This window comes from Paraburkholderia sp. EG304, assembly GCF_046543485.1.
GTDB lineage: Bacteria > Pseudomonadota > Gammaproteobacteria > Burkholderiales > Burkholderiaceae > Paraburkholderia > Paraburkholderia youngii.
In genome coordinates this window covers 1-20,707 of sequence record NZ_JBKGUA010000075.1, presented here as the reverse complement: position 1 = coordinate 20,707, position 20,707 = coordinate 1, and the positions used below count along the sequence as shown (strand labels likewise).

Here is a 20,707-nt window from a genome sequence, read left to right as displayed (position 1 = left end):
CAGGACCGTGAAACGACTCCACGCCGATGATAGTGCGGATTGCCCGTGTGAAAGTAGGTAATCGTCAGGCTCCCCCACAAGCCAGAAACCCCACCCCCAGCGGTGGGGTTTTTGCGTTTACGCGGCCAATTCCGCGCGCTTCAACTACTTTCCGATCCGAAGCGCATCCGCGTAACCCGGCGACTTCCGACACGCTCGCTTAAAATCCGTGTCCTTCCGGCTCAGGCGGTCGGCACTTCCTCTAAAACCGCTATGCCCGCTTTCGCGCCGGCGCTCGATCGGATCCCCCTGCAATAAACCGGTCGAGTCTCTCACTGGCCTCGGTAATCGCCCAAAGCGGAGCGCGATGCAACTGCCGATCGTACCTCGTCGCGATCGATGCAAAGAGCTCGAATCCCGCTTCGTCCAGCTTCCATTCGTCGCGTTCCCGACCTGCGTCGAACACCATCGCCGAGGCGCGATCCGCGGCGTGGAGTTCTTCATGGCTCATCGAGCCGAAGCCGGCATCGGCGAGGTAGCTGGTCAACAGCATGATCTGCGTGAGCGTCTGTGCATCGCTCTTCGTGCCGACGCCGCGACGCAATGCGTCGAGCGACAGATGAACTCGTAACGCGAGATCGTCGGCGATCTGGCGCGCGATGGGCAACAGCATGGCTTTGGCATGCCGCGCGCGGGCGGCGCTGGTGTTGCGGAAAGGAATCGGTTGTGCCATGGAGATCCAAGGGGTTTGCCTGAGCACATGCAATAACGGCGCGCTTCGCAAAAGGTTGAGCCTTCATTGCGTTTTACCCGCTTCCTTCGACGAAAACGTTTGCTGGCAACCACTTGCGCGCAAATTGCCGGCATGTCCCGGCGTCTGTAGTCGAGCGGATTGACACCTACATCGCTCGCGGTGCGCCGTTTGCTACCCTCGAATCCAGCGGTTTTCCCTCCCATCCTTCGCCCACGGAAAAGCGTCGCCGCATTCCGACCTCGCGGACGTCCGGTCGTCAGCCTTGGCCAAACCTCTCTATCATGACAATTGGAACAACGCCGACCAGCAAGCCGGAAGGGAGCAAGTCCGGCCCGCAAGCGCCATCCAGCTGCGTTCGACCCAGGGAAGCATCGATGCGGGCTCCATGCGGTGAACTGCCTCGCGCGCTCGATCATGCGCCGCGTCGCCGCGGCACGGTCGGCTGTTTCGACGCGCCTGTTCCCGATGGCTGTGATCAGCGGCGCGGGCCACGACGCGGTCTGTCTCGCGCGCGTCACACCCGGCAAGACGATCTTCGTTCCATGAAAGGACGGCATCAGCCACAACGAAACCGAGGACGCGCGCCGATCATCTGGAAGCCGGCTTCAATATGCTGCTGCAGCTGAGCGCGACGTCGAGGACAGGGGGCATACGCGCATGAAGATCCTGATCGCACGAATGAACCACGAGACCAACACGTTCTCGCCGGTAGAAACCCCGCTGGCCGCATTCGGCCGCAACGGTCCCAGCTACGGCCGCGCCGCGTTCGACGAAAACAAGGGTATGCAAACCGCGATGGCCGCGTTCATCGACGCCGCCGAGCGCGTCCACGCCGAAATCGTGACACCGATCTCCGCCATGGCGAATCCGAGCGGGCCAGTGGACGCCGCCGCCTACGATACGATCAGCGACGCGATCGTGGCAGCCGCGACGGGCTGCGACGCGGTAATGCTCGATCTGCACGGCGCGATGGTCGCCGAAAACTCGGTCGACGGCGAAGGCGATCTGCTTGCGCGTGTCCGTGCCTCATTGCCGCAAGCGCCGATCGCGGTCGCACTCGATCTGCACGGCAACGTCACGCAGAAGATAATCGACAACGCCGACATCATCGTCGGTTTCAAAACCTATCCGCACGTCGACATGTACGAGACTGGCGCGCACGCGGCGCGCCTATTGTTCGACATGATCGACGGCCACGCAAAGCCGGTCATCGCGTGGCGTCAACCGCCGCTGCTCACGCACACGCTGCGCAGCGCGAGCGCCGACGGCGCGATGAAACGCGCGCTCGATGCCGCGCACGCCGCCGAGGCCGAGGGCATGCTCGCGGTGTCGGTGCTGGCGGGCTTCTCGCTCGCCGATATCGACGCGCCATGCATTAGCGTCGTTGTAGTCGGCAATGGCGAGCGCGCGGATGCGGAGGCGGTCGCCGAGCGAGTCGCGCGGCAGATCTGGGACGAGCGCGACGATTTCGTCTATCGCAGCGCGCCGCTTGCCGAATCGGTCGCGCGGGCGGCGTCGCTCGCGCGCGGCGCCGACAAACCGGTGCTGCTGCTCGATCATGGCGACAACTGCATGTCAGGCGGCACGTGCGACACGATGGATCTGCTCGAGGAAGCATTGAAGCAGGGCCTCGAAGGCATCGTCAGCGGGCCGTTGTGCGACCCGCAGGCGGTCGCGGCCCTCGCGGCCTCAGGAGTCGGAAGTACAGTCACGCTCGCGATCGGCAACAAGCTGACAAACGATGCTTTGCCATCGCGTTCGCCGCTCGCCCTGACCGGCGTCGTGCGCGCGCTGACGGACGGCGAATACGTGATCAGCGGTCCGACCTACACGGGCCAACGCGCGTACATGGGTCGCGCGGCGGTGCTCGACACTGGCACGGTGAAACTCGTCGTGACCGAACACACGCATGAGCCGTGGGATCTCGGCGTGTTCGAGAGCGTCGGCATCGATCCGCGCCGCGCGCGTTTTCTGCTGCTCAAATCACGCATGTATTGCCGGCCCGTATTCTTGCCGATCGCGGCGGCGCTCGTCGAATGCGATAGCCGCGGCGTCACGAGTTCGGACTACGGTCTGTTCAGATTCGAGCACGTGAAACGGCCGGTTTATCCATTGGACCCTGACACCGAATGGACCGCGACGAACTGATCAACACGCATGCGTTTCGATAAATCGCCGCAAGGGCTTGTGAAGTCCGCAATGAGTCTCTATAATTCGCGCCTCTAAAGGCTCGTAGCTCAGTTGGTTAGAGCACCACCTTGACATGGTGGGGGTCGTTGGTTCGAATCCAATCGAGCCTACCAACGCATCTGTGACGTAGACGAAAGCGGTTCCGCTTTCGTCTACGGTCCTGTCAAATCCATCCCGTCGTTCCCGCAGTTTCGCCGTTCGGCATCACGTTCCCTTCGCTTTCGTTATCCGCTCGTGGCTCACAGCTCGCGCACATTCACGCGCTCTCTGCCGCTGCCGCGTCGTCGTTCGACAACGCGCGGCGAGGTCGCGCTGATCTCCGGCGGCGGCTCGGGCCACGAGCCCGCGCACGGCGGCTACGTCGGCCACGGCAGGCTGAGCGCGGCGGTGGCCGGCGAAGTCTTTACATCGCCATCCACCGACGCCGTGCTCGACGCAATCCGTGCGGTGGCCGGTCCCGCGGGCGCGTTGCTGATCGTCAAGAACTACACGGGGGACCGCTTCAACTTTGGCCTCGCGGCCGAAATGGCGCGCGCCGAAGGCATTCCCGTCGAGATGATGATCGTCGCCGACGACGTCGCGTTGAGCGCGAGCGGCGATCACGCGGGCCGTCGCGGACTAGCGGGCACGGTGCTGGTTCACAAGATCGCGGGCGCGGCAGCGGCGCGCGGTTTGCCGTTGGCCGAGGTCGCGCGGATCGCCAAAGAAGCGGCCGCGTCTCTCGGCACGATGGGCGTCGCGCTGACGCCCTGCACGGTGCCGGCCGCGGGCAAGCCGGGCTTCGAACCGGGCGATCGCGAAATCGAATGGGGCCTCGGCATTCATGGCGAACCCGGCGTGGCGCGCGGTGCGCTGGAGCCGGCCGATGCGATGGTCGGCAAGCTGCTGGCAACGACCTCGCGTACCGCCTCGATGCATCCGCGCCGCGGGCGTTCGAGTTATGTCGGCGAGCGAGCGATCGGTCATGTGGACCCGGGCGCGCACGCGGTGGCGTCATGGCTCGCAGCGATTCGCGAGGCCCTTTCCGGGCCAGGCGCGGGCGAACACGAACGCTACTGCGAACGCAACGGGCAAACGAGCTTGCACGGACGAGAAAAACAACGATGCCTTCAAGGCCGCAGCAGATCGAACCCCGCGAAAGCAACGACGCCGCTCAGCGCGATCAGCGCCACCGAATGCTGTCCAACGTACAGCAGCCCGGCGGCGGACCAACACGTGACGGCGAAAGCGGCGATACGTTTCATGCTTCCTTCTTCTACGACTCGAACTCAAAAACCGGCTCAGAAGCCTAGCGTAACGGCCAGCAAGCCACTGACGACACCGCACACCACCACCGCACAGGCCACCATCGTCAGCACGCGCCGCGGAAACGACCGCGCGAGCATCGCGAGCGACGGCACGCTGACGAGCGGCAGCGTCATCAGCAGCGCGCCGGCGGGGCCGGCGGCCATACCGAACGACAGCATCGCCTGAATGATCGGCACTTCACCCGCGGTCGGAATCACGAACAGCGTGCCGGCGATCGACAGCGCGATGATCCACAGCAGGCTGTTGTCGACGTCCGGGCCGATGTGCGGAAACAGCCACGCGCGCGCCGCGCCGAGAATCAGCACGAGCACGATGTATTCCGGCACGAGCCGCAGCGTCATGCGCCCGAGAATCGAGATCCAGCGCGAGAACGCGGTGCCCGGATCGTCGGCGCTGACCAGTTGCGCGACGGCCTCTCGCGACGCTTGCGCTTCCTGCGGCGTGACCATGCGGTTCACGAGGTAGCCGAGGCCGAACACCATCACGATGCCGAGCGCGAGACGCAGGCCCATCCACTGCCAGCCGAGCACGAAGCCCATGAAGATCAGTGTCGCGGGATTCAGCGCGGTATTACCGAGCCAAAAAGCAATCGCCGCACCCGGCGCCGCTTCGCGTGCGCGCAGGCCGGCGACGACCGGCGCCGCGCAGCAGGTGCACATCATGCCCGGCAACGACATCAGGCCGCCTTTGACGACGCTGTTGAAGTCGGCACGACCGAGCGCGCGCGCGACCCACTGCGGCGGAATCAGCGCCTGCACCGCGGAGCCGAGCAGCAGGCCGAGCACCATCGCCTGCCAGATCGCCTTGCCGTACGCGAGCGCGAAGTCGATCGCGGCCTGCCACGAGGCCGCCGGGGCGCTCGCGGACGTGCCCATCAAGATCGACTTGCCGATCGAATGCTGGCTCGCGGCGACGAACGCGCGGTTGTAGTACGGAAACCACTTCACATAGAAGAGGCCGACGACGGCGATCAGCAGGAATACGATCCCGCCAAGCGTGACGCGGGGTTGCCGAAGGGTTGATTGCATGATGGTTCTTAAATGTCGTTGTGAGTCAACCGAGGACTAGCGTACGGGTGTCGAGCTGCGCGAGCAGCGTTTTCGCCTGCTCGACGACGTCGGCATCGTTCGGGCGGAAATCGAGTTGCAGCGCATTCGGCAGCTGATCGAAATGCTGGCCGCTGCTGCGCGCATACGCGGGATCGTAGTGAAGTTCGATCAGTTCGTGCGCGAGCTCGGCGCGCCGGTTGTCGTCGACGAGCCGCTGCCAGCCCGTGACCCGCTCGCGGCTGTGCAGACCGATCAGCCGTTCCAGCTGTCCCTTGAAGTAGTCGGGATGCTCGAACAGATGCGCGTAATCCTGCAGCAGAAATGCCGCGCGATCCTCCCGGCTCGAACGCACCTCGACGCACGCGCCTCGATGAAACGTTTCGAGCAGCGCGAGCGGCAGCGTGACGGTGCCGATGCGCCGGCTTTCCGCCTCGACGAACACCGGCCGGTTCACGTCGAAATCTTGCAGAGCGGTGACGAGCAGCGTGTCGAAACGCTTCTGCGACGGCTGCTGCACGCCCGTGTACGCGCCGAGCAGCGAGCCGCGATGCGAGGCGAGCGCCTCGAGGTCGAGCGTTTGCGCGCCGGCCTGATGCAGCGCCGACAGCAGCCGTGTCTTGCCGCTGCCGGTCGGGCCGACGAGCGCGATGTAGCTGAAGCGGCGCGGCAGGGTTTCGAGCCTCTCCAGCGTGGCGCGCCGATAGCTCTTGTAGCCGCCCTCGAGTTGCCGCGCTGACCAGCCGATCATGTTGAACAGCGTCGTGACCGAGCCCGAGCGCTTGCCGCCGCGCCAGCAGTAGATGAGCGGGCGCCAGTTGCGCGGCCGGTCGGCGAACGTGGTTTCGAGATGATGCGCGATGTTGCGCGCGACGAGCGCCGCGCCGAGCCGCGTGCCCTCGAACGGCGACACCTGCTTGTAGGTCGTGCCGACCAGCACGCGTTCTTCGTTGCTGAGCACTGGCGCGTTGGTCGCGCCCGGAATATGGTCTTCCTCGAACTCGAGCGGCGTGCGAACGTCGACGATTTCATCGAAATCGCCGGCTTTATCGAGGCTGACTAGAAGACTTTTCAAGGGAGTAGGGACAAAACGGACCGCGGGAAGACCGAAATTATCGCATGCGCGGCTCGTTCGGGCCGGTTATGCGTCCTTGCCGGCGTTCTCCGGTGACGCGTCCCCTCAGCCGCCTGCCTCAGATGACCTCGACTCGAGCTTCCCCGCTCACCAGCTCGCCGATCACCCGCGCGTCGGCGAAGCCATCGGCGCGGAACAGCGCGAGCACCTCGTCGACCGCATCGGGCGCGCACGACACCAGCAGCCCGCCCGACGTCTGCGGATCGGTCAACAACGCGCGGCCGGCGGACGGCAACGTGGCGGGCAGCACCACGTCGTGGCCGTAGGCGTCCCAATTGCGGCCCGATGCGCCGGTGAAGATGCCGGCTTCCGCCAGGCTCGCGACGTTCGGCAGCCACGGCAGGTCCGCATAGCGCACGCGCGCGGTCAGCTTCGAGCCGCGCGCGAGTTCCAGCGTGTGACCGAGCAGGCCGAAGCCGGTGATGTCGGTCAGCGCATGCACGCCGTCGAGCCGCGCCAGCTCGGCGCCCGGCCGGTTCAGCTTGGTGGTCGCGCCGATCATGGCCGCGTAGCCGGCGTCATCGAGCCGGTCTTTTTTCAGTGCCGCGGACAGAATGCCGACGCCGAGCGGCTTGCCGAGGATCAGCACGTCGCCGGCCTGGCCGCCCGCGTTGCGCTTGACGCGCTTCGGATCGACGATGCCCAGCGCAACCAGGCCGTATATCGGCTCGACCGAATCGATCGAATGGCCGCCCGCGAGCGGGATGCCCGCGTCCGCGCAGACCGATTCGCCGCCTTTCAGCACGGCCGCGATCACGTCGTGCGCCAGCACGTTGATCGGCATGCCGACGATCGCGAGCGCCATGATCGGCTTGCCGCCCATCGCGTAGACGTCGGAAATCGCATTGGTCGCGGCGATGCGGCCGAAGTCGAACGGATCGTCGACGATCGGCATGAAGAAATCCGTGGTCGCGACGATCGCCTGGTCTTCGTTGAGCTTGTAGACGGCGGCGTCGTCGGCGGTGTCGTTGCCGACCAGCAGGTCGGGAAAAAACGGCAGCGGCGCGCTGCGCTTGAGCAGATCGGCGAGCAGGCCGGGCGCGATCTTGCAGCCGCAGCCGCCACCGTGCGACAGGCTCGTAAGGCGGGGCGATTGGCTTGCTTGGACTTGGGTCATGAGAGCGGGAGTTCGGGTTCGTCGAATGACCGCATTATGAGGGTAGTTTTCACACTGTGCAGCGTCGGCGCGGGCCGCAAACGGCTTTATGCCAAAGCGGTATATCCGAACGATAAACGCCCGCGTAAAAAGTACTAATGCCGAAGCAAATGCCAACGGCAGGTGCGGCGATGAAACGAATTCTTCACGCGCTAACGCAATTGCGCATCGCCGCGCGAATTGATCGCCGTCGCCAATTAGCAAACCAATTACCGCGCGGTTGCAATGCCTTATTTATTGCTGCCCGCGCCGGTCCCATACAAGCCATTGTTGAATCCGCCGGCGCCTTGGGCTTTTTGTCCCTGGCCGGCGGTTTTGCCGCGCGCATTACCTTGTCCGCTGTCTTTCGACTGAGGCGTTTGCGATTCGTGAACCGCCGATGCGGCCGGGTCGGGCTTCGAACCCATTCCGGACGAACGGCTTTCCATGTGCGAAGAGCCGCCCGACTGGGGAATCTGCGCAAGGCTGGGAGAGTTGGTGGTCAACAGTGCGGCGCCGAGAAGCGCAAGCGAGGCTGCGCCGGCTGCCGCGCGGCAGGAGTAAGTAGAGTAGTTCATAGGAGCGAATAATCCGTCGAGAAGGTCAATTGAATTTCACCATTCGCGGATCGAGCATGAACGGTGCCCGGCACCTGGAATAAATCGTGCAGGCAGGGTGCGCCGTTCACTCAACCGATTTTCGCATGTCCGATTTACCCGGGTGGCCAATGCACTACGATCGAGCTACATGTCGTGAAACGGCATCTATAATCAATTTTGTTCCCAAAAGAGCCGAGGCCATGCAATGACGCAAATGACTCGGCGACAATTCCTGAAGGTTTCTGCCACCTCGCTCGCCGGATCGAGCCTAGCCCTGATGGGCTTCTCGCCGACACCCGCGCTGGCCGAAGTCCGTCAGTACAAATTGTCGCGTGCTACCGAAACCCGCAACACCTGCCCGTACTGCTCGGTGGGCTGCGGCGTCCTCATGTACGGGCTTGGCGACCAGGCCAAGAACGTGAAGACGAGCATCTTCCACATCGAGGGCGACCCCGACCATCCGGTCAATCGCGGCACGCTGTGCCCGAAGGGCGCGAGCCTGATCGACTTCATCCATAGCCCGAGCCGTCTGCGCTATCCCGAGTACCGCGCGGCCGGGGCGAACGAGTGGAAGCGCATCTCGTGGGAAGACGCGCTCGACCGCATCGCCAAACTGATGAAGGAAGACCGCGACGCGAATTTCGTCGAGACGACCGCAGACGGCAAGAAGGTCAACCGCTGGCTGACAACCGGGATGCTCGCGGCGTCGGCCAGCAGTAACGAGGTGGGTTATCTGACGCACAAGACTGCTCGCAGTCTTGGCATGCTTGGATTCGACAATCAGGCGCGTGTCTGACATGGCCCGACGGTGGCAGGTCTTGCCCCGACGTTTGGCCGTGGAGCGATGACGAACCATTGGGTCGACATCAGAAACGCGGACTTGATTCTCGTGATGGGCGGCAATGCGGCCGAGGCCCACCCGTGCGGTTTCAAATGGGTCACCGAGGCGAAGGCGCACCGCAAGGCGCGCCTGATCGTGGTCGACCCGCGCTTTAATCGCACGGCGTCGGTCGCGGACTACTACGCGCCGATTCGCACCGGGACGGACATCGCATTCCTCGGCGGGGTGATCAACTATCTGCTGACGAACGACAAGATCCAGCACGAGTACGTGAAGAACTACACGGACGTGTCGTTTATCGTCCGTGAGGACTTTGCGTTCAACGACGGCATGTTCTCCGGCTACAACGCCGACAAGCGCAGCTACGACAAGACCTCGTGGGACTACGAGCGCGGCGACGACGGCTTCGCCAAGGTCGACCCGACGCTGCAGGACCCGCGCTGCGTCTATCAGCTGATGAAGAAGCATTACTCGCGCTACACGCCCGAGCAGGTCGAAAAAATCTGCGGCACGCCGAAGGACAAGTTCCTGCACGTATGCGAGATGCTCGCGGCGACGTCGGTGCCGGGACGCGCGACCACGATCATGTACGCGCTCGGCTGGACGCAGCACTCGATCGGCTCGCAGATCATCCGCACCGGCGCGATGGTCCAGCTGCTGCTCGGCAACATCGGCATCGCGGGCGGCGGCATGAATGCGCTGCGCGGCCACTCGAACATCCAGGGCCTGACGGACCTCGGCCTGATGTCGAACCTGCTGCCGGGCTACATGACGCTGCCAATGGAGGCGGAGCAGGACTTCGACGCCTACATCGCGAAACGCGCCGCGCAGCCGCTGCGGCCGAACCAGCTGAGCTACTGGCGCAACTATCGCGCGTTCCACGTGAGCTTCATGAAGTCGTGGTGGGGCGACAAGGCGACCGCCGAGAACAACTTCGCTTTCGACTATCTGCCGAAGCTCGACAAGTCCTACGACCTGCTGCAGGTCTTCGAGCTGATGAGTCAGGGCAAGATGACCGGCTACATCGCGCAGGGCTTCAACCCGCTTGCCGCCGCGCCGTACAAGTCAAAGAACGGCGCGGCTCTGGCCAAGCTGAAGTGGCTCGTGATCATGGATCCGCTCGCGACCGAAACGTCGGAGTTCTGGAAGAACCACGGCCCGTTCAACGACGTCGACAGCGCATCGATCCAGACCGAGGTGTTCCGTCTGCCGACCACCTGCTTCGCCGAGGAACGCGGCTCGCTCGTCAGTTCGAGCCGGGTGCTGCAATGGCACTGGCAGGGCGCGGACGGCCCCGGCGAAGCGAAGAGCGACCTCGAGATCATGGCTGGGCTGTGGCTGCGGATTCGCGACGCTTATCGCAAGGACGGCGGCAAGTATCCCGATCCGATCCTGAACATGAGCTGGCCGTATGCGAGGCCGGACAGCCCGACGCCCGAAGAAATCGCGATGGAGTTCAACGGCAAGGCGCTCGCGGACGTCACCGATCCGAAGGACCCGACCAAGGTGCTCGCGAAGAAAGGCGAGCAGCTCGCGAGCTTCGCGCTGCTGCGCGACGACGGCTCGACTTCGAGCGGCTGCTGGATCTTCTGCGGTGCGTGGACTCAGGCGGGCAACCAGATGGGCCGCCGCGACAACTCGGACCCGACCGGCATCGGCAACACGCTGAACTGGGCGTGGGCATGGCCGGTGAACCGGCGGATTCTGTACAACCGCGCGTCGTGCGATCTCAACGGCAAGCCGTTCGATCCGACGCGTAAGCTGATCGCGTGGAATGGCAGCACGTGGTCGGGCGCCGACATTCCGGACTTCAAGGTCGACGAGCCGCCTGACGGCGGCATGAATCCGTTCATCATGAATCCGGAAGGCGTCGCGCGGTTCTTCGCGCGCGACGCGATGGTCGAGGGGCCGTTCCCCGAGCACTATGAACCGTTCGAGACGCCGCTCGGCTACAACCCGCTGCATCCGGACAACAAGCTGGTCGTCAGCAACCCGGCGGCGCGCGTGTTCCCGGCCGACAAAGCCACGTTCGGCACGCACGAGAACTTCCCGCACACGGCGACCAGCTATCGGCTGACCGAGCATTTCCACTACTGGACGAAGCACGCGAAGTTGAACGCGATCATCCAGCCCGAGCAGTTCGTCGAGATCGGCGAAGATCTCGCGAAGGAGATCGGCGTGGTGGCGGGCGACCGGGTCAAGGTGAGCTCGAACCGCGGGCATCTGATAGCCGTCGCGGTCGTGACCAAGCGCATCAAACCGCTGACTGTCGAAGGCAAGAAGGTGCAGACCGTCGGGCTGCCGATTCATTGGGGCTTCATGGGGCTCGCGAGGCCGGGCTATCTCGTCAATGCGCTGACGCCCCCGGTGGGCGACGGGAACTCGCAGACACCGGAAACCAAGTCGTTCCTCGTCAAGGTCGAAAAGGCATAAGGTAAAGAGATGGCACTGCAATCACTGGACATCAGACGCGTCTCGGCCACGACCACGCAGCCGCCGGTGGCCCGCGCGCCGGCCTCCGGGCAGGTCGCGAAGCTCATCGACGTGTCGAAGTGCATCGGCTGCAAGGCGTGTCAAACCGCCTGCATGGAGTGGAACGATTTGCGCGACGAAATCGGCGTGAACGTCGGCGTCTACGACAATCCGCCCGACTTGACTCCGGATTCGTGGACCGTGATGCGTTTCGCGGAGTACGAGAACTCCGCCGGCGATCTCGAATGGCTGATCCGCAAGGACGGCTGCATGCACTGCGAAGACCCGGGCTGTCTGAAGGCCTGTCCGTCGCCGGGCGCGATCGTGCAGTACACGAACGGCATCGTGGATTTTCACGAGGAGAACTGCATCGGCTGCGGCTTTTGCATCGCGGGCTGTCCGTTCAACATACCGCGCATGTCGAAGAAGGATCGCCGCGTGTACAAGTGCACGCTGTGTTCGGACCGCGTGGCGGTCGGCCAGGAGCCGGCCTGCGTGAAGACCTGCCCCACCGGCGCGATTATGTTCGGCACCAAGGAGGACATGAAGCTGCAGGCCGAGGACCGCATCGTCGATCTGAAGGAGCGTGGTTTCCAGAACGCTGGCCTGTACAACCCGGAAAAGGTCGGCGGCACGCATGTGATGTACGTGCTGCATCACGCCGACCGGCCGTCGCTGTATCACGGCCTGCCGGACGATCCGCGCATCAGTCCGATGGTGACGTTGTGGAAGGGCATAGCCAAGCCGATCGGGCTCGCCATCATGGGGATCGCCGCGCTCGCGGGCTTCTTCCACTACACGCGCGTCGGTCCGAACGAGGTGACCGAGGCCGACGAAGCCGCCGCCGTCGAGGAAGCCGAAGAGGCACGCCGTTCGCGGGAGGGTAAGCAATGAACCACTCTGAGCACACCGACTTCACGGACGTGAAGGGCAACCGCCTGATCGTGCGCTATACGCCGAACGAGCGCACGAACCATTGGATCACCGCGATCTGTTTCATCCTGCTTGCGCTGTCCGGTCTCGCGTTGTTCCATCCGTCGATGGCGTTTCTGTACTTCGTGCTTGGCGGCGGACAGTGGACGAGAATCCTGCACCCGTTCATCGGCTGCGTGATGTTCATCTCGTTCCTGATTCTTGCGTTGCGCTTCTGGCATCACAACTATCTGGACCAGGCGGATATCCAGTGGATGAAGCAGTACCGCGACGTGCTGAACAACCGCGAGGAGCGGCTGCCCGCCATCGGCAGGTACAACGCCGGGCAGAAGCTGCTGTTCTTCGTGATGGTGATCTGTATGCTGCTGCTGTTGCTGAGCGGCATCGTGATCTGGCGGCGCTATTTTTCGCTCTACTTCCCGATTGGCCTGATCCGGCTCTCCGCGGTCGTGCACGCGGTGACGGCGTTCTTGCTGATCGTCGGCATCATCGTGCATATCTATGCGGCGCTGTGGGTCAAGGGCTCCATAGGTGCGATGACGCGCGGCACCGTTACTTATGGCTGGGCGCGCAAGCACCATCCGAACTGGTTCAGAGAAATCATCGGCAAGTAAAGTATGTTCAATCGGCGCTGCCTCAGCGCGTGTCTCAATGCGCCGCACGCAGCACCCCGCGCACCGGGCCGCCGCGCCACGTCGATGACGGGCGGCGGCTCTTCAGTTTTCAGAGGTCGATAACTTGGCTCAACGCATTCTCGAAGCCGCCGACATCGAGTCGCTCGATCCCTCGGCAATACCCCGCATCCGCATGCCGGAGCGGCTCGCGGTGTTCGCGCCGCGCGCCGCGCGCCTGCGCCAGCTCGCCTCGCGCGGCAATCCGATTGCCGGCTATCTGCGGCTGATGGCGGCGCTGGCCGATGCGCAGCAGGCGGTGCTCACGCACTTCAAGGCACAGCCGCCGAGCCCCGAGCTGATCGCGAGCGCGCAGCAGTATTCGATGCCGCTAATTCCGGCGCTGTCCGGCGCGCGCGATCCGGCGTGGCGCGACGTGCTGCTGCAACTGCTCGACAAGATCGAAGCCGCGGGTCCGTTGACGCCGCCGCTCGTCGCGGTGTTCGCGCGCCTGCGCTCGCTCGACGTCGCCACGCTCGAAGCGCAGGCCGACGCGATCTTCGCGCAGCGCTTCGCCGACGTCGAGCCGGCGAGCGCGCCGTTCATCATGGCCGCGCTGCAAGTCGTATGGACCGACCTCGCCGCCGACATCGACAAGCGCGCCGTGCCGTATCTCGACACGCCGGGGCTGTGCCCGGTGTGCGGCTCGCATCCGGTGGCGAGCACGCTGCGCATCGGCGGCGCGTACGACAACTATCGCTATCTGCAATGCGGGCTGTGCGCGACCGAATGGCATATGGTCCGTAGCAAATGCTCGAACTGCGATTCGACGAAAGGCATCGCGTACCACGTGGCCGGCTCGCCCGACGCCGACGCGGCCACGCGCGAAGCCGAAACGAAAAACGCCGTGCTGAAGGCGGAGTCGTGCGACGAATGCCATACTTACCGCAAGATCGGTATCCAGGCGAAGGACTACGAGTTCGATCCATTCGCGGACGACCTCGCGAGCCTCACGCTCGATCTGCTGATGGGCGCGGAAGGTTACCGGCGCGCGTCGCCGCATCCATGGCTGTGGCCGGAGCAGACGGCCGGCGCGACGGAAGCGGAGGGCGACGAGTCCGCCTGACGGCGACCTGGCCGGACGCAAGTTCAACACGACATAAGGATTGCTCGTGAGCGATGTGAGCAGCTCGGAATTGCGTGCGCTGATGGCGCGCGTGCCGTCGGTGGACAAGGTGATGGCGTCGGCGGAATTCGCACCGCTGATCGGCGAATACGGGCGCACCCAGGTGCTCAATGCGCTGCGCGATGCGCTCGATGCGTGGCGCATCAGCGCGCAATCGGGCGATGCGGCGGCCAACCCGGCGGTGAGCGCGCTCGATACCCCGCAGCTGCATGCGGCGGTCGCCGCGGCGCTGCTCGCACGCAACGCGTCGCGGCTACGCAGCGTATTCAATCTGACCGGCACCGTATTGCACACGAACCTCGGCCGCGCGCTGCTGCCCGACGAGTCGGTGCGCGCCGTGATGACCGCGCTCACGCAACCGGCCAACCTCGAGTTCGATCTCGCCACCGGCATGCGCGGCGACCGCGACGACCTGATCGACGGTCTGATCTGCGAGCTGACCGGCGCCGAAGCGGCAACCATCGTCAACAACAACGCGGCCGCGGTGCTGCTCACGCTGTCCGCGCTCGCGGCGAAGAAGGAAGTGGTGGTGTCGCGCGGCGAGCTCGTCGAAATCGGCGGCGCGTTTCGCATTCCCGACATCATGAGCCGCGCGGGCGCGAAGCTGCGCGAAGTCGGCACGACGAACCGCACTCATCTGAAGGACTATGAACAGGCGATCAACGCGCGCACCGCGCTGCTGATGAAAGTCCACGCAAGCAACTATGCGATCAGCGGCTTCACGAAGGAAGTCGGCATCGACGAGATCGCGCCGCTCGCGCACGCGCGCGGGCTCGCGGTCGCTGTCGATCTCGGCAGCGGCACGCTGGTCGATCTCGCCGAATGGGGCTTGCCGCGCGAACCGACCGTGCGCGAGACCGTCGCGGCTGGCGCCGATGTCGTCACGTTCAGCGGCGACAAACTGCTCGGTGGGCCGCAGGCCGGGTTGATCGTCGGGCGGCGCGATCTGATCGCGAAGATCAAGAAGCATCCGTTGAAGCGCGCACTGCGCGTCGGCAAGCTGACGCTCGCGGCGTTGGAGCCGGTGCTGCGGCTGTATCGCGCGCCCGAGAAGTTGACGGAGCGGCTGACCACGCTACGGCTCCTCACGCGTGCCGCCGAAGACATTCACGCTGCCGCGCTGCGCGTGCTACCGGCGCTGCAGCAGGCGATCGGCGCGCGCTACACCGTGGCGGCGGAACCGATGTTCAGCCAGATCGGCAGCGGCGCATTGCCGGTCGACGTGCTGCCGAGCCATGGCCTCGTCATCAGGATGAGCGACGGCAAGCGCGGCGGCCGTCATCTGCTCGCGCTCGAAAAGCAGTTGCGCGAGATGGCGCGGCCGGTGATCGGCCGGATCGCGGACGACGCGTTGCGGCTCGATCTGCGCTGCCTCGAAGCCGCCGACGAAGCGCAATTGATCGCACAGCTAATCGCGCAACCGGAAAGCAACTGAAGGACAGGCACGCATGATCGTCGGTACAGCGGGGCATATCGACCACGGCAAAACCAGCCTCGTGAAGGCACTGACCGGCGTCGATACGGACCGGCTCAAGGAAGAAAAAGCGCGCGGCATTTCGATCGAGCTCGGCTACGCGTACGTGCCGCTCGAGAACGGCGACGTGCTCGGTCTGATCGACGTGCCGGGCCACGAAAGGCTCGTGCATACGATGACTGCGGGCGCGAGCGGCATCGACTTCGCGCTGCTCGTGATCGCCGCCGACGACGGCGTGATGCCGCAAACCCGCGAACATCTGGCGATCGTCGAACTGCTCGGCATCCGGCGCGGGGCGATCGCGTTGACGAAAGTGGATCGCGTCGACGACCAGCGACTGCGCGAAGTGCACGACGAAGTGAGTGCGTTCGTCGGCGATAGCGTGCTGCGCGACGCGCCGGTATTCGATACCTGCGCGACGCGCGCGGGCGATGCGGGCGTCGCGGCGTTGAATGCGCATCTGCGCGAACAGGCCGCCGCATGGCGCACGAAGCGCGATGACGGCCTGTTCCGCCTCGCCGTCGATCGTGTGTTCACGCTCGCGGGGCAGGGCACGATCGTGACGGGGACCGTCGTAGCAGGCAGCGTGAACGTCGGCGACACGATGCTGCTCGCGCCGAAAGATCCGCCGGTGCGTGTGCGCAGTATCCACGCGCAGAATCGCCCCGCCGAAACCGGCCGCGCTGGTCAGCGCTGCGCGCTGAATCTGGCGGGCATCGACAGGAGTGCGATCGAGCGGGGCGACTGGATCGTCGATCCGCGGCTGTCGCAAGCGAGTGAGCGTATCGACGTCACGTTGACGCTGCTCGCCGACGCGCCGCACCCGCTCGAACACTGGACGCCGCTGCACGTGCATCTCGGCACGCAGCACCAGGTTGCGCATGTCGCGCTGCTCGAAGGCGACACGCTCGCGCCCGGTCAGCGCGCGCGCGTGCAACTGGTGTTCGAACGGCCGCTGTGCGCGGTGCCGGGCGATCGCTTCGTCGTGCGTAACGCTCAGGCCAATCGCACGGTGGGCGGCGGGCACGTGCTCGATCCGTTCGCTCCGGCGCGCAAGCGGCGCTCGGCGGAACGCTTCGACCGGCTCGACGCGATACAGACGCTGCTCGACACCGGCTCGCTCGATGCGCTGTTCGCGCGCGCGCCGCACGGTTTGTCGCGGGCGTTGCTGGAGCGCCTGACGGGCATGCCGGCAGCCGCGTTCGCGTTGCCCGCCGGGACGCGCACGATCGAACTACCGGGCCATGACGCACTGCTGCTCGCGGACGCGACATGGCATGCCCTCGCCGGGCGCGTGACGAGCGCGCTCGCGCAATATCACGAGCGCTCGCCGGATGAATTGGGCCCGGACGTGTCGCGCTTGCGGCGCATCGCGGCGCCACTGGTCAACGACGCGCTGTGGCGCGCGTTGGTCGACGATGCGGCGGCGCGTGGCGAGCTCGTCAGACGCGGACCGTGGCTGCACTTGCCCGACCACACCGTGACACTCGACGCAGCCGATCAGGCGCTTGCCGCGACGCTGCTGCCCGAGATCGAGGCGGGACGTTTCGATCCGCCGTGGGTGCGCGAGCTCGCGAACGCGCACGGTGTGCCGGAGGAGCGCATGCGACAGTTGCTGCGCAAGCTCGCGCGTCAGGGCGAGCTGTTCCAGGTCGTGCATGACCTGTTCTATCACCAGCAGGTGATTCGCGAACTTGCGTCGATCGCGGCGACGGAGGCGCAGAAGAACGCCGGCACCGTGGCGGCCGCGCCGTTTCGCGACGCGACCGGACTCGGCCGAAAACGCGCGATCCAGCTTTTGGAGTTCTTCGACCGGGTTGGGTATACTCGCTTCCACCGTGGCCTGCACCTCGTGCGCACGGATAGCCGCTGGCTCGATCTGCGTTGATCTGGCTTTTGCGGCCTGTTTCTATCGGGCACGCGTCATTCAATCACCGTAGGAAGGCATTCGTATCCGGTGGTGCGGCTGGGCTTCAAACCCAGTTGAGGGCGTCAGACGCTCTCAGGTCGGTTCGACTCCGGCTGCCTTCCGCCCGGCATGGCTTCCGGCGTGTTCCGGCATGTTCCGAAAACGTCCTTTAAGTCGCTGATTCAAAAGCGATTTATGGGTAACTGCATGCTTGCGATTACCGATGACGTCCCGCACAATTTCTTCACGAAGTATGGGTAGCGACGTGGGTTTTGTGGGTAGGGAGAGCAACATGGCAGGACGACAGTTGCACCGGCTCAGCGCGTTGCGGGTCGCCAAGGAAGTGGCCCCAGGTCATTACGCTGACGGTGGCGGCCTCTACATGCAGATCGCGGACAGTGGCGCGCGCTCGTGGGTATTTCGCTTCAAGTTCAACGGGCGCTTGCGAGAGATGGGCCTCGGTCCGCTTTCGCGCGTCCCGCTGGGCGAAGCACGGAAACTGGCCACCCGTTGCCGTGAGTTGGTCAAGGACCGGACTGATCCAATCCTCGCGCGGCGTGAGCAGCAGCGCCGGCAATTTCTCGATATCTCGGCCGACGCCAACGTGACGTTCCGCGAGGCGGCCGAAGCGTTCATCCTTGCGAGGGAGCCCGAGTGGCGAAACCGCAAGCACGTCCAGCAGTGGGGTAACACGCTCAGGAGATACGCGTATCCAGTGATCGGCGAGGTCCGGGTACGCGACATCGACACTGCGATGATCGTGCGGATTCTCCAGCCGATCTGGACGAAGAAGGCGGAGACAGCGCGCCGCGTGCGCGGCCGCATCAAGGCGATTCTCGATTCGGAAACGGTGTTGGGTCACCGCACGGGCAGCAACCCGGCGCGCTATGTTGACCATCTGCAACTGGTGTTACCACGGTCGAAGAAGCGTGCACAGATCAAACATCACGCGGCACTTTCATGGGAAGAACTTCCGGCGTTTGTCCATGAACTTGAACAACGTCCCCGGCGCGCCGCGCGGATTTTGCATCTGCTCATCCTGACGGCGACGCGTACGAACGAGGTACGCTTTGCGCGGCCCGAGGAATTCGATCTGGACCATCGTATCTGGTCCATTCCTGGCGACCGCACGAAAAGCGGCCGACCACTTCGTGTGCCGCTTTGTGAGCGAGCGGTCGAAATCGTGCGCAACGCGTTGCCGAAAGCGAAATACGGTTATCTGTTTCCCGGTTGCAAGGAAGGGCGACCGTTATCCAACATGGCGATGCTGACTCTGCTGAAACGCATGTCGTGGCCCGGAATCACCGTTCACGGTTTTCGTTCATCGTTCCGGGACTGGGTCGCGGAATGCACGGAATATCCGGATTCGCTCGCGGAAGAAGCGCTGGCGCACGTCATCACTTCACAGACGGTGGCGGCCTACCGACGTCGAGATCAACTTGAGCGACGGCGTCTGATGATGGAGGAATGGGGCTCGTACTGCGCTGGTCGGCAGCCGCTTGCCGCGTCAACAAGGTTGGCCGTGCCGTAGACATTTTCCGCCTGTGCCAAGAACGCCTCTTTATCGCCAACGGCGTATGGCTGGATGGGCACCTTGACCGTGCAGTGGTGGTGTGGACAAGCCTCTGGAATTGAAGCGTTGGCCCCTTTGGGCGCCTAAAACCGGCGATAGCCTATCCTGCCATACCTCGTTTTAACGTCGTTTTTAGCCTGCCGGCTAAACGCTTTCAGGAAGCTCGGCCGGAAAATTCCGTAAGGTGGCCAGATGCGTCTGCAGGAGGCACCCCGTGAGTCCGCTGGTCTTCATTTGCTCGACCGCGAACCGTATCTCGTGGTACGGGATGTCGATCGATCGGGCAGCATACTTGGCAGGGCGATTTCTGTTTAGTGATCCGGTCCACTGTGGCTACCTGACTGACTGATGTCTGCGCGGGTGCCGGCTGGAGTCGGTAATCCCATGCGCTGAATCGGCAACGTCGATTCAGCTTCGGGCGGTTGTTGATCTTCCAAAATCTGCAGGGTCTTTTCCGAAGCCATGCAGGCACGGCTATCGGCAGTTCGCGGACCAAGGGACATGGTCCGCGAGATATTGTGTCTTTGTCGGCTCCCAGTTGCATTGTGCGCATCCTGATGGCCAGAGCGATTCAACCCGTTGCCTGCGATCGTTCTGCGCCTCCGCCGTCGTAGGGTCTGCCAGAATCCCTTCGCTACGTTTTCTGAACATCGGCCCGGTCCGTTGCTTGTGGCAGACGCGTCCAAAATTTTTCTTTTATTCCAGCGCGATCCGGCTGATTCCAAGACGTTGCGATAGCGAAAATCCGGCAAAAAACTGGAGTTGACGGCGTCTTCCTGAGTGAACAAGATGGGATGAAGAGAGCACGACGGAGCGAGCCATGCCAGTTGCGAAGACCTATACCCGGGCGCAATGGGATGAGCTTGTCCGCTCTCTGGAATCACTGCCGGTCAAGCCAGAGGCCGAGCAGCGGGTCTCTATTACCGATGCGATGAAAGAGATGCGTCTGGTGATCGGTGCGGTGAGGAAGAAGGGATATTCGCTGGAAGAAATCGTTGAACATGCAAGGAAGAAGGGCGTCGATTTTAGTGTTGGCTCCGTCAAGTACGCGCTTTACCCGTTGAAGGAAGACAGGCCAGTTCGACAGGCTGCAAAGGAATCGGCACGAGGCAATGCCGCGCCATCGCATCGTGCGGAGAGGGTAAGCAAGGACGATGTATCGCGCGCGGAGGCTTTCGGAGAGAATCAAAAGCAGGATGGGGGAAAGATAGTCAGCCGGCCGGGAAGCATGGTGATGCGCGACGCGTTCTCAATCGAGATCAGGCCTGACACCGAGAACCTTTAGAGGATTCAAATGGACATGACGGCCTACCCCATCTATCTCGTCGGTGGCAGCAAGGGCGGCGTGGGCAAGAGCTTGGTTGCGCTTGCGCTGGCCGATTATGTGCTCCGGCGGGATATTCATGCGGCGCTGGTGGAGAGGCCGCTGCCGCTTCCGAGCCTGTCAGAAATTTTGTGTTCAAGGCATAACATGTACCCAAAGGAGCATGTATGCCAAGCAAACCAAAAGCAGGGTCTGCGCCCCCGCCTGAGCTGCCCGCGATTCCAGAGGAGCTCATCGA

General features: G+C 64.1%; 14 protein-coding genes, 2 tRNA genes and 4 pseudogenes. 15 read left to right on the top strand and 5 right to left on the bottom strand.

What is annotated here, in order from left to right:
- Positions 1 to 250: 250 nt before the first annotated feature.
- The gene (locus ACLFKU_RS38985; protein ID WP_368587316.1) at positions 251 to 712 is read right to left on the bottom strand and encodes a hypothetical protein; all 462 of its coding nucleotides are present in this window, start codon (positions 710 to 712) and stop codon (positions 251 to 253) included.
- Positions 713 to 1,195: 483 nt separating this feature from the next.
- Between ACLFKU_RS38985 and ACLFKU_RS38980 the strand changes: the two are divergent.
- The 5 genes and pseudogenes from ACLFKU_RS38980 to ACLFKU_RS38960 form a co-directional block, all read left to right on the top strand.
- Positions 1,196 to 1,394, top strand: a pseudogene (locus ACLFKU_RS38980) (Zn-dependent hydrolase); the annotation flags it as partial.
- On the top strand, positions 1,391 to 2,881 hold the full coding sequence (locus ACLFKU_RS38975) for a M81 family metallopeptidase (RefSeq protein WP_410852748.1): 1,491 nt from the start codon (positions 1,391 to 1,393) through the stop codon (positions 2,879 to 2,881). The pseudogene ACLFKU_RS38980 and the gene ACLFKU_RS38975, both read left to right, overlap by 4 nt.
- 78 nt (positions 2,882 to 2,959) lie before the next feature.
- Positions 2,960 to 3,036, top strand: a tRNA-Val gene (locus ACLFKU_RS38970).
- Positions 3,037 to 3,190: 154 nt separating this feature from the next.
- Positions 3,191 to 3,814, top strand: a pseudogene (locus tag ACLFKU_RS38965) (dihydroxyacetone kinase subunit DhaK); the annotation flags it as partial.
- Positions 3,794 to 3,877, top strand: a pseudogene (locus ACLFKU_RS38960) (hypothetical protein); the annotation flags it as partial. The pseudogenes ACLFKU_RS38965 and ACLFKU_RS38960, both read left to right, overlap by 21 nt.
- A gap of 326 nt (positions 3,878 to 4,203) precedes the next feature.
- Here the strand turns inward: ACLFKU_RS38960 and ACLFKU_RS38955 are convergent.
- From ACLFKU_RS38955 to ACLFKU_RS38940, 4 genes are all read right to left on the bottom strand, one after another.
- Positions 4,204 to 5,259, bottom strand: a complete 1,056-nt coding sequence (locus ACLFKU_RS38955) for a permease (RefSeq protein ID WP_410852747.1) — start codon at positions 5,257 to 5,259, stop codon at positions 4,204 to 4,206.
- Positions 5,260 to 5,284: 25 nt separating this feature from the next.
- Entirely contained in the window at positions 5,285 to 6,352 is a 1,068-nt protein-coding gene (gene mnmH / locus ACLFKU_RS38950) for a tRNA 2-selenouridine(34) synthase MnmH (protein WP_410852746.1), read from the bottom strand.
- Positions 6,353 to 6,470: 118 nt separating this feature from the next.
- Positions 6,471 to 7,529, bottom strand: a complete 1,059-nt coding sequence (gene selD / locus ACLFKU_RS38945) for a selenide, water dikinase SelD (RefSeq protein ID WP_410852745.1) — start codon at positions 7,527 to 7,529, stop codon at positions 6,471 to 6,473.
- Between the two features lie 269 nt (positions 7,530 to 7,798).
- On the bottom strand, positions 7,799 to 8,125 hold the full coding sequence (locus ACLFKU_RS38940) for a beta-xylosidase (RefSeq protein ID WP_410852744.1): 327 nt from the start codon (positions 8,123 to 8,125) through the stop codon (positions 7,799 to 7,801).
- A 226-nt stretch (positions 8,126 to 8,351) separates the two neighbouring features.
- On the opposite strand from ACLFKU_RS38940, the gene fdnG reads away from it, so the two are divergent.
- From fdnG to ACLFKU_RS38890, 10 genes and pseudogenes are all read left to right on the top strand, one after another.
- Positions 8,352 to 11,420: a formate dehydrogenase-N subunit alpha gene (gene fdnG, locus ACLFKU_RS38935; protein WP_368587310.1), complete on the top strand. Its 3,069-nt coding sequence runs from the start codon at positions 8,352 to 8,354 to the stop codon at positions 11,418 to 11,420.
- A 9-nt stretch (positions 11,421 to 11,429) separates the two neighbouring features.
- Positions 11,430 to 12,353, top strand: a complete 924-nt coding sequence (gene fdxH / locus ACLFKU_RS38930; protein WP_410852743.1) for a formate dehydrogenase subunit beta — start codon at positions 11,430 to 11,432, stop codon at positions 12,351 to 12,353.
- Positions 12,350 to 13,006, top strand: a complete 657-nt coding sequence (locus tag ACLFKU_RS38925) for a formate dehydrogenase subunit gamma (protein ID WP_368587308.1) — start codon at positions 12,350 to 12,352, stop codon at positions 13,004 to 13,006. The genes fdxH and ACLFKU_RS38925 overlap by 4 nt, the downstream gene beginning before the upstream one ends.
- A 124-nt stretch (positions 13,007 to 13,130) precedes the next feature.
- Positions 13,131 to 14,129 (top strand): formate dehydrogenase accessory protein FdhE, encoded by a 999-nt coding sequence (fdhE, locus tag ACLFKU_RS38920; protein WP_368587307.1) that lies wholly within the window; start codon positions 13,131 to 13,133, stop codon positions 14,127 to 14,129.
- 46 nt (positions 14,130 to 14,175) lie between these two features.
- Positions 14,176 to 15,624, top strand: coding sequence for an L-seryl-tRNA(Sec) selenium transferase (gene selA / locus ACLFKU_RS38915; protein ID WP_410852742.1), 1,449 nt, complete (start codon positions 14,176 to 14,178; stop codon positions 15,622 to 15,624).
- Between the two features lie 13 nt (positions 15,625 to 15,637).
- On the top strand, positions 15,638 to 17,551 hold the full coding sequence (selB, locus tag ACLFKU_RS38910) for a selenocysteine-specific translation elongation factor (protein WP_410852741.1): 1,914 nt from the start codon (positions 15,638 to 15,640) through the stop codon (positions 17,549 to 17,551).
- A gap of 51 nt (positions 17,552 to 17,602) precedes the next feature.
- Positions 17,603 to 17,695: transfer RNA gene (locus ACLFKU_RS38905), tRNA-Sec, on the top strand.
- Between the two features lie 169 nt (positions 17,696 to 17,864).
- Positions 17,865 to 19,103, top strand: a complete 1,239-nt coding sequence (locus ACLFKU_RS38900; RefSeq protein ID WP_410852749.1) for a tyrosine-type recombinase/integrase — start codon at positions 17,865 to 17,867, stop codon at positions 19,101 to 19,103.
- An 862-nt stretch (positions 19,104 to 19,965) separates the two neighbouring features.
- Positions 19,966 to 20,430, top strand: a complete 465-nt coding sequence (locus ACLFKU_RS38895) for a hypothetical protein (protein ID WP_410852740.1) — start codon at positions 19,966 to 19,968, stop codon at positions 20,428 to 20,430.
- Between the two features lie 9 nt (positions 20,431 to 20,439).
- Positions 20,440 to 20,707 (top strand): annotated as a pseudogene (locus ACLFKU_RS38890) (hypothetical protein); the annotation flags it as partial.

Bases quoted from the DNA above. Each gene is read 5' to 3' on its own strand.
- ACLFKU_RS38985 (WP_368587316.1), bottom strand. From the start codon at position 712: ATGGCACAACCGATTCCTTTCCGCAACACCAGCGCCGCCCGCGCGCGG.
- ACLFKU_RS38975 (WP_410852748.1), top strand. From the start codon at position 1,391: ATGAAGATCCTGATCGCACGAATGAACCACGAGACCAACACGTTCTCG.
- ACLFKU_RS38955 (WP_410852747.1), bottom strand. From the start codon at position 5,259: ATGCAATCAACCCTTCGGCAACCCCGCGTCACGCTTGGCGGGATCGTA.
- selD (WP_410852745.1), bottom strand. From the start codon at position 7,529: ATGACCCAAGTCCAAGCAAGCCAATCGCCCCGCCTTACGAGCCTGTCG.
- ACLFKU_RS38940 (WP_410852744.1), bottom strand. From the start codon at position 8,125: ATGAACTACTCTACTTACTCCTGCCGCGCGGCAGCCGGCGCAGCCTCG.
- fdxH (WP_410852743.1), top strand. From the start codon at position 11,430: ATGGCACTGCAATCACTGGACATCAGACGCGTCTCGGCCACGACCACG.
- ACLFKU_RS38925 (WP_368587308.1), top strand. From the start codon at position 12,350: ATGAACCACTCTGAGCACACCGACTTCACGGACGTGAAGGGCAACCGC.
- selB (WP_410852741.1), top strand. From the start codon at position 15,638: ATGATCGTCGGTACAGCGGGGCATATCGACCACGGCAAAACCAGCCTC.
- ACLFKU_RS38900 (WP_410852749.1), top strand. From the start codon at position 17,865: ATGGCAGGACGACAGTTGCACCGGCTCAGCGCGTTGCGGGTCGCCAAG.
- ACLFKU_RS38895 (WP_410852740.1), top strand. From the start codon at position 19,966: ATGCCAGTTGCGAAGACCTATACCCGGGCGCAATGGGATGAGCTTGTC.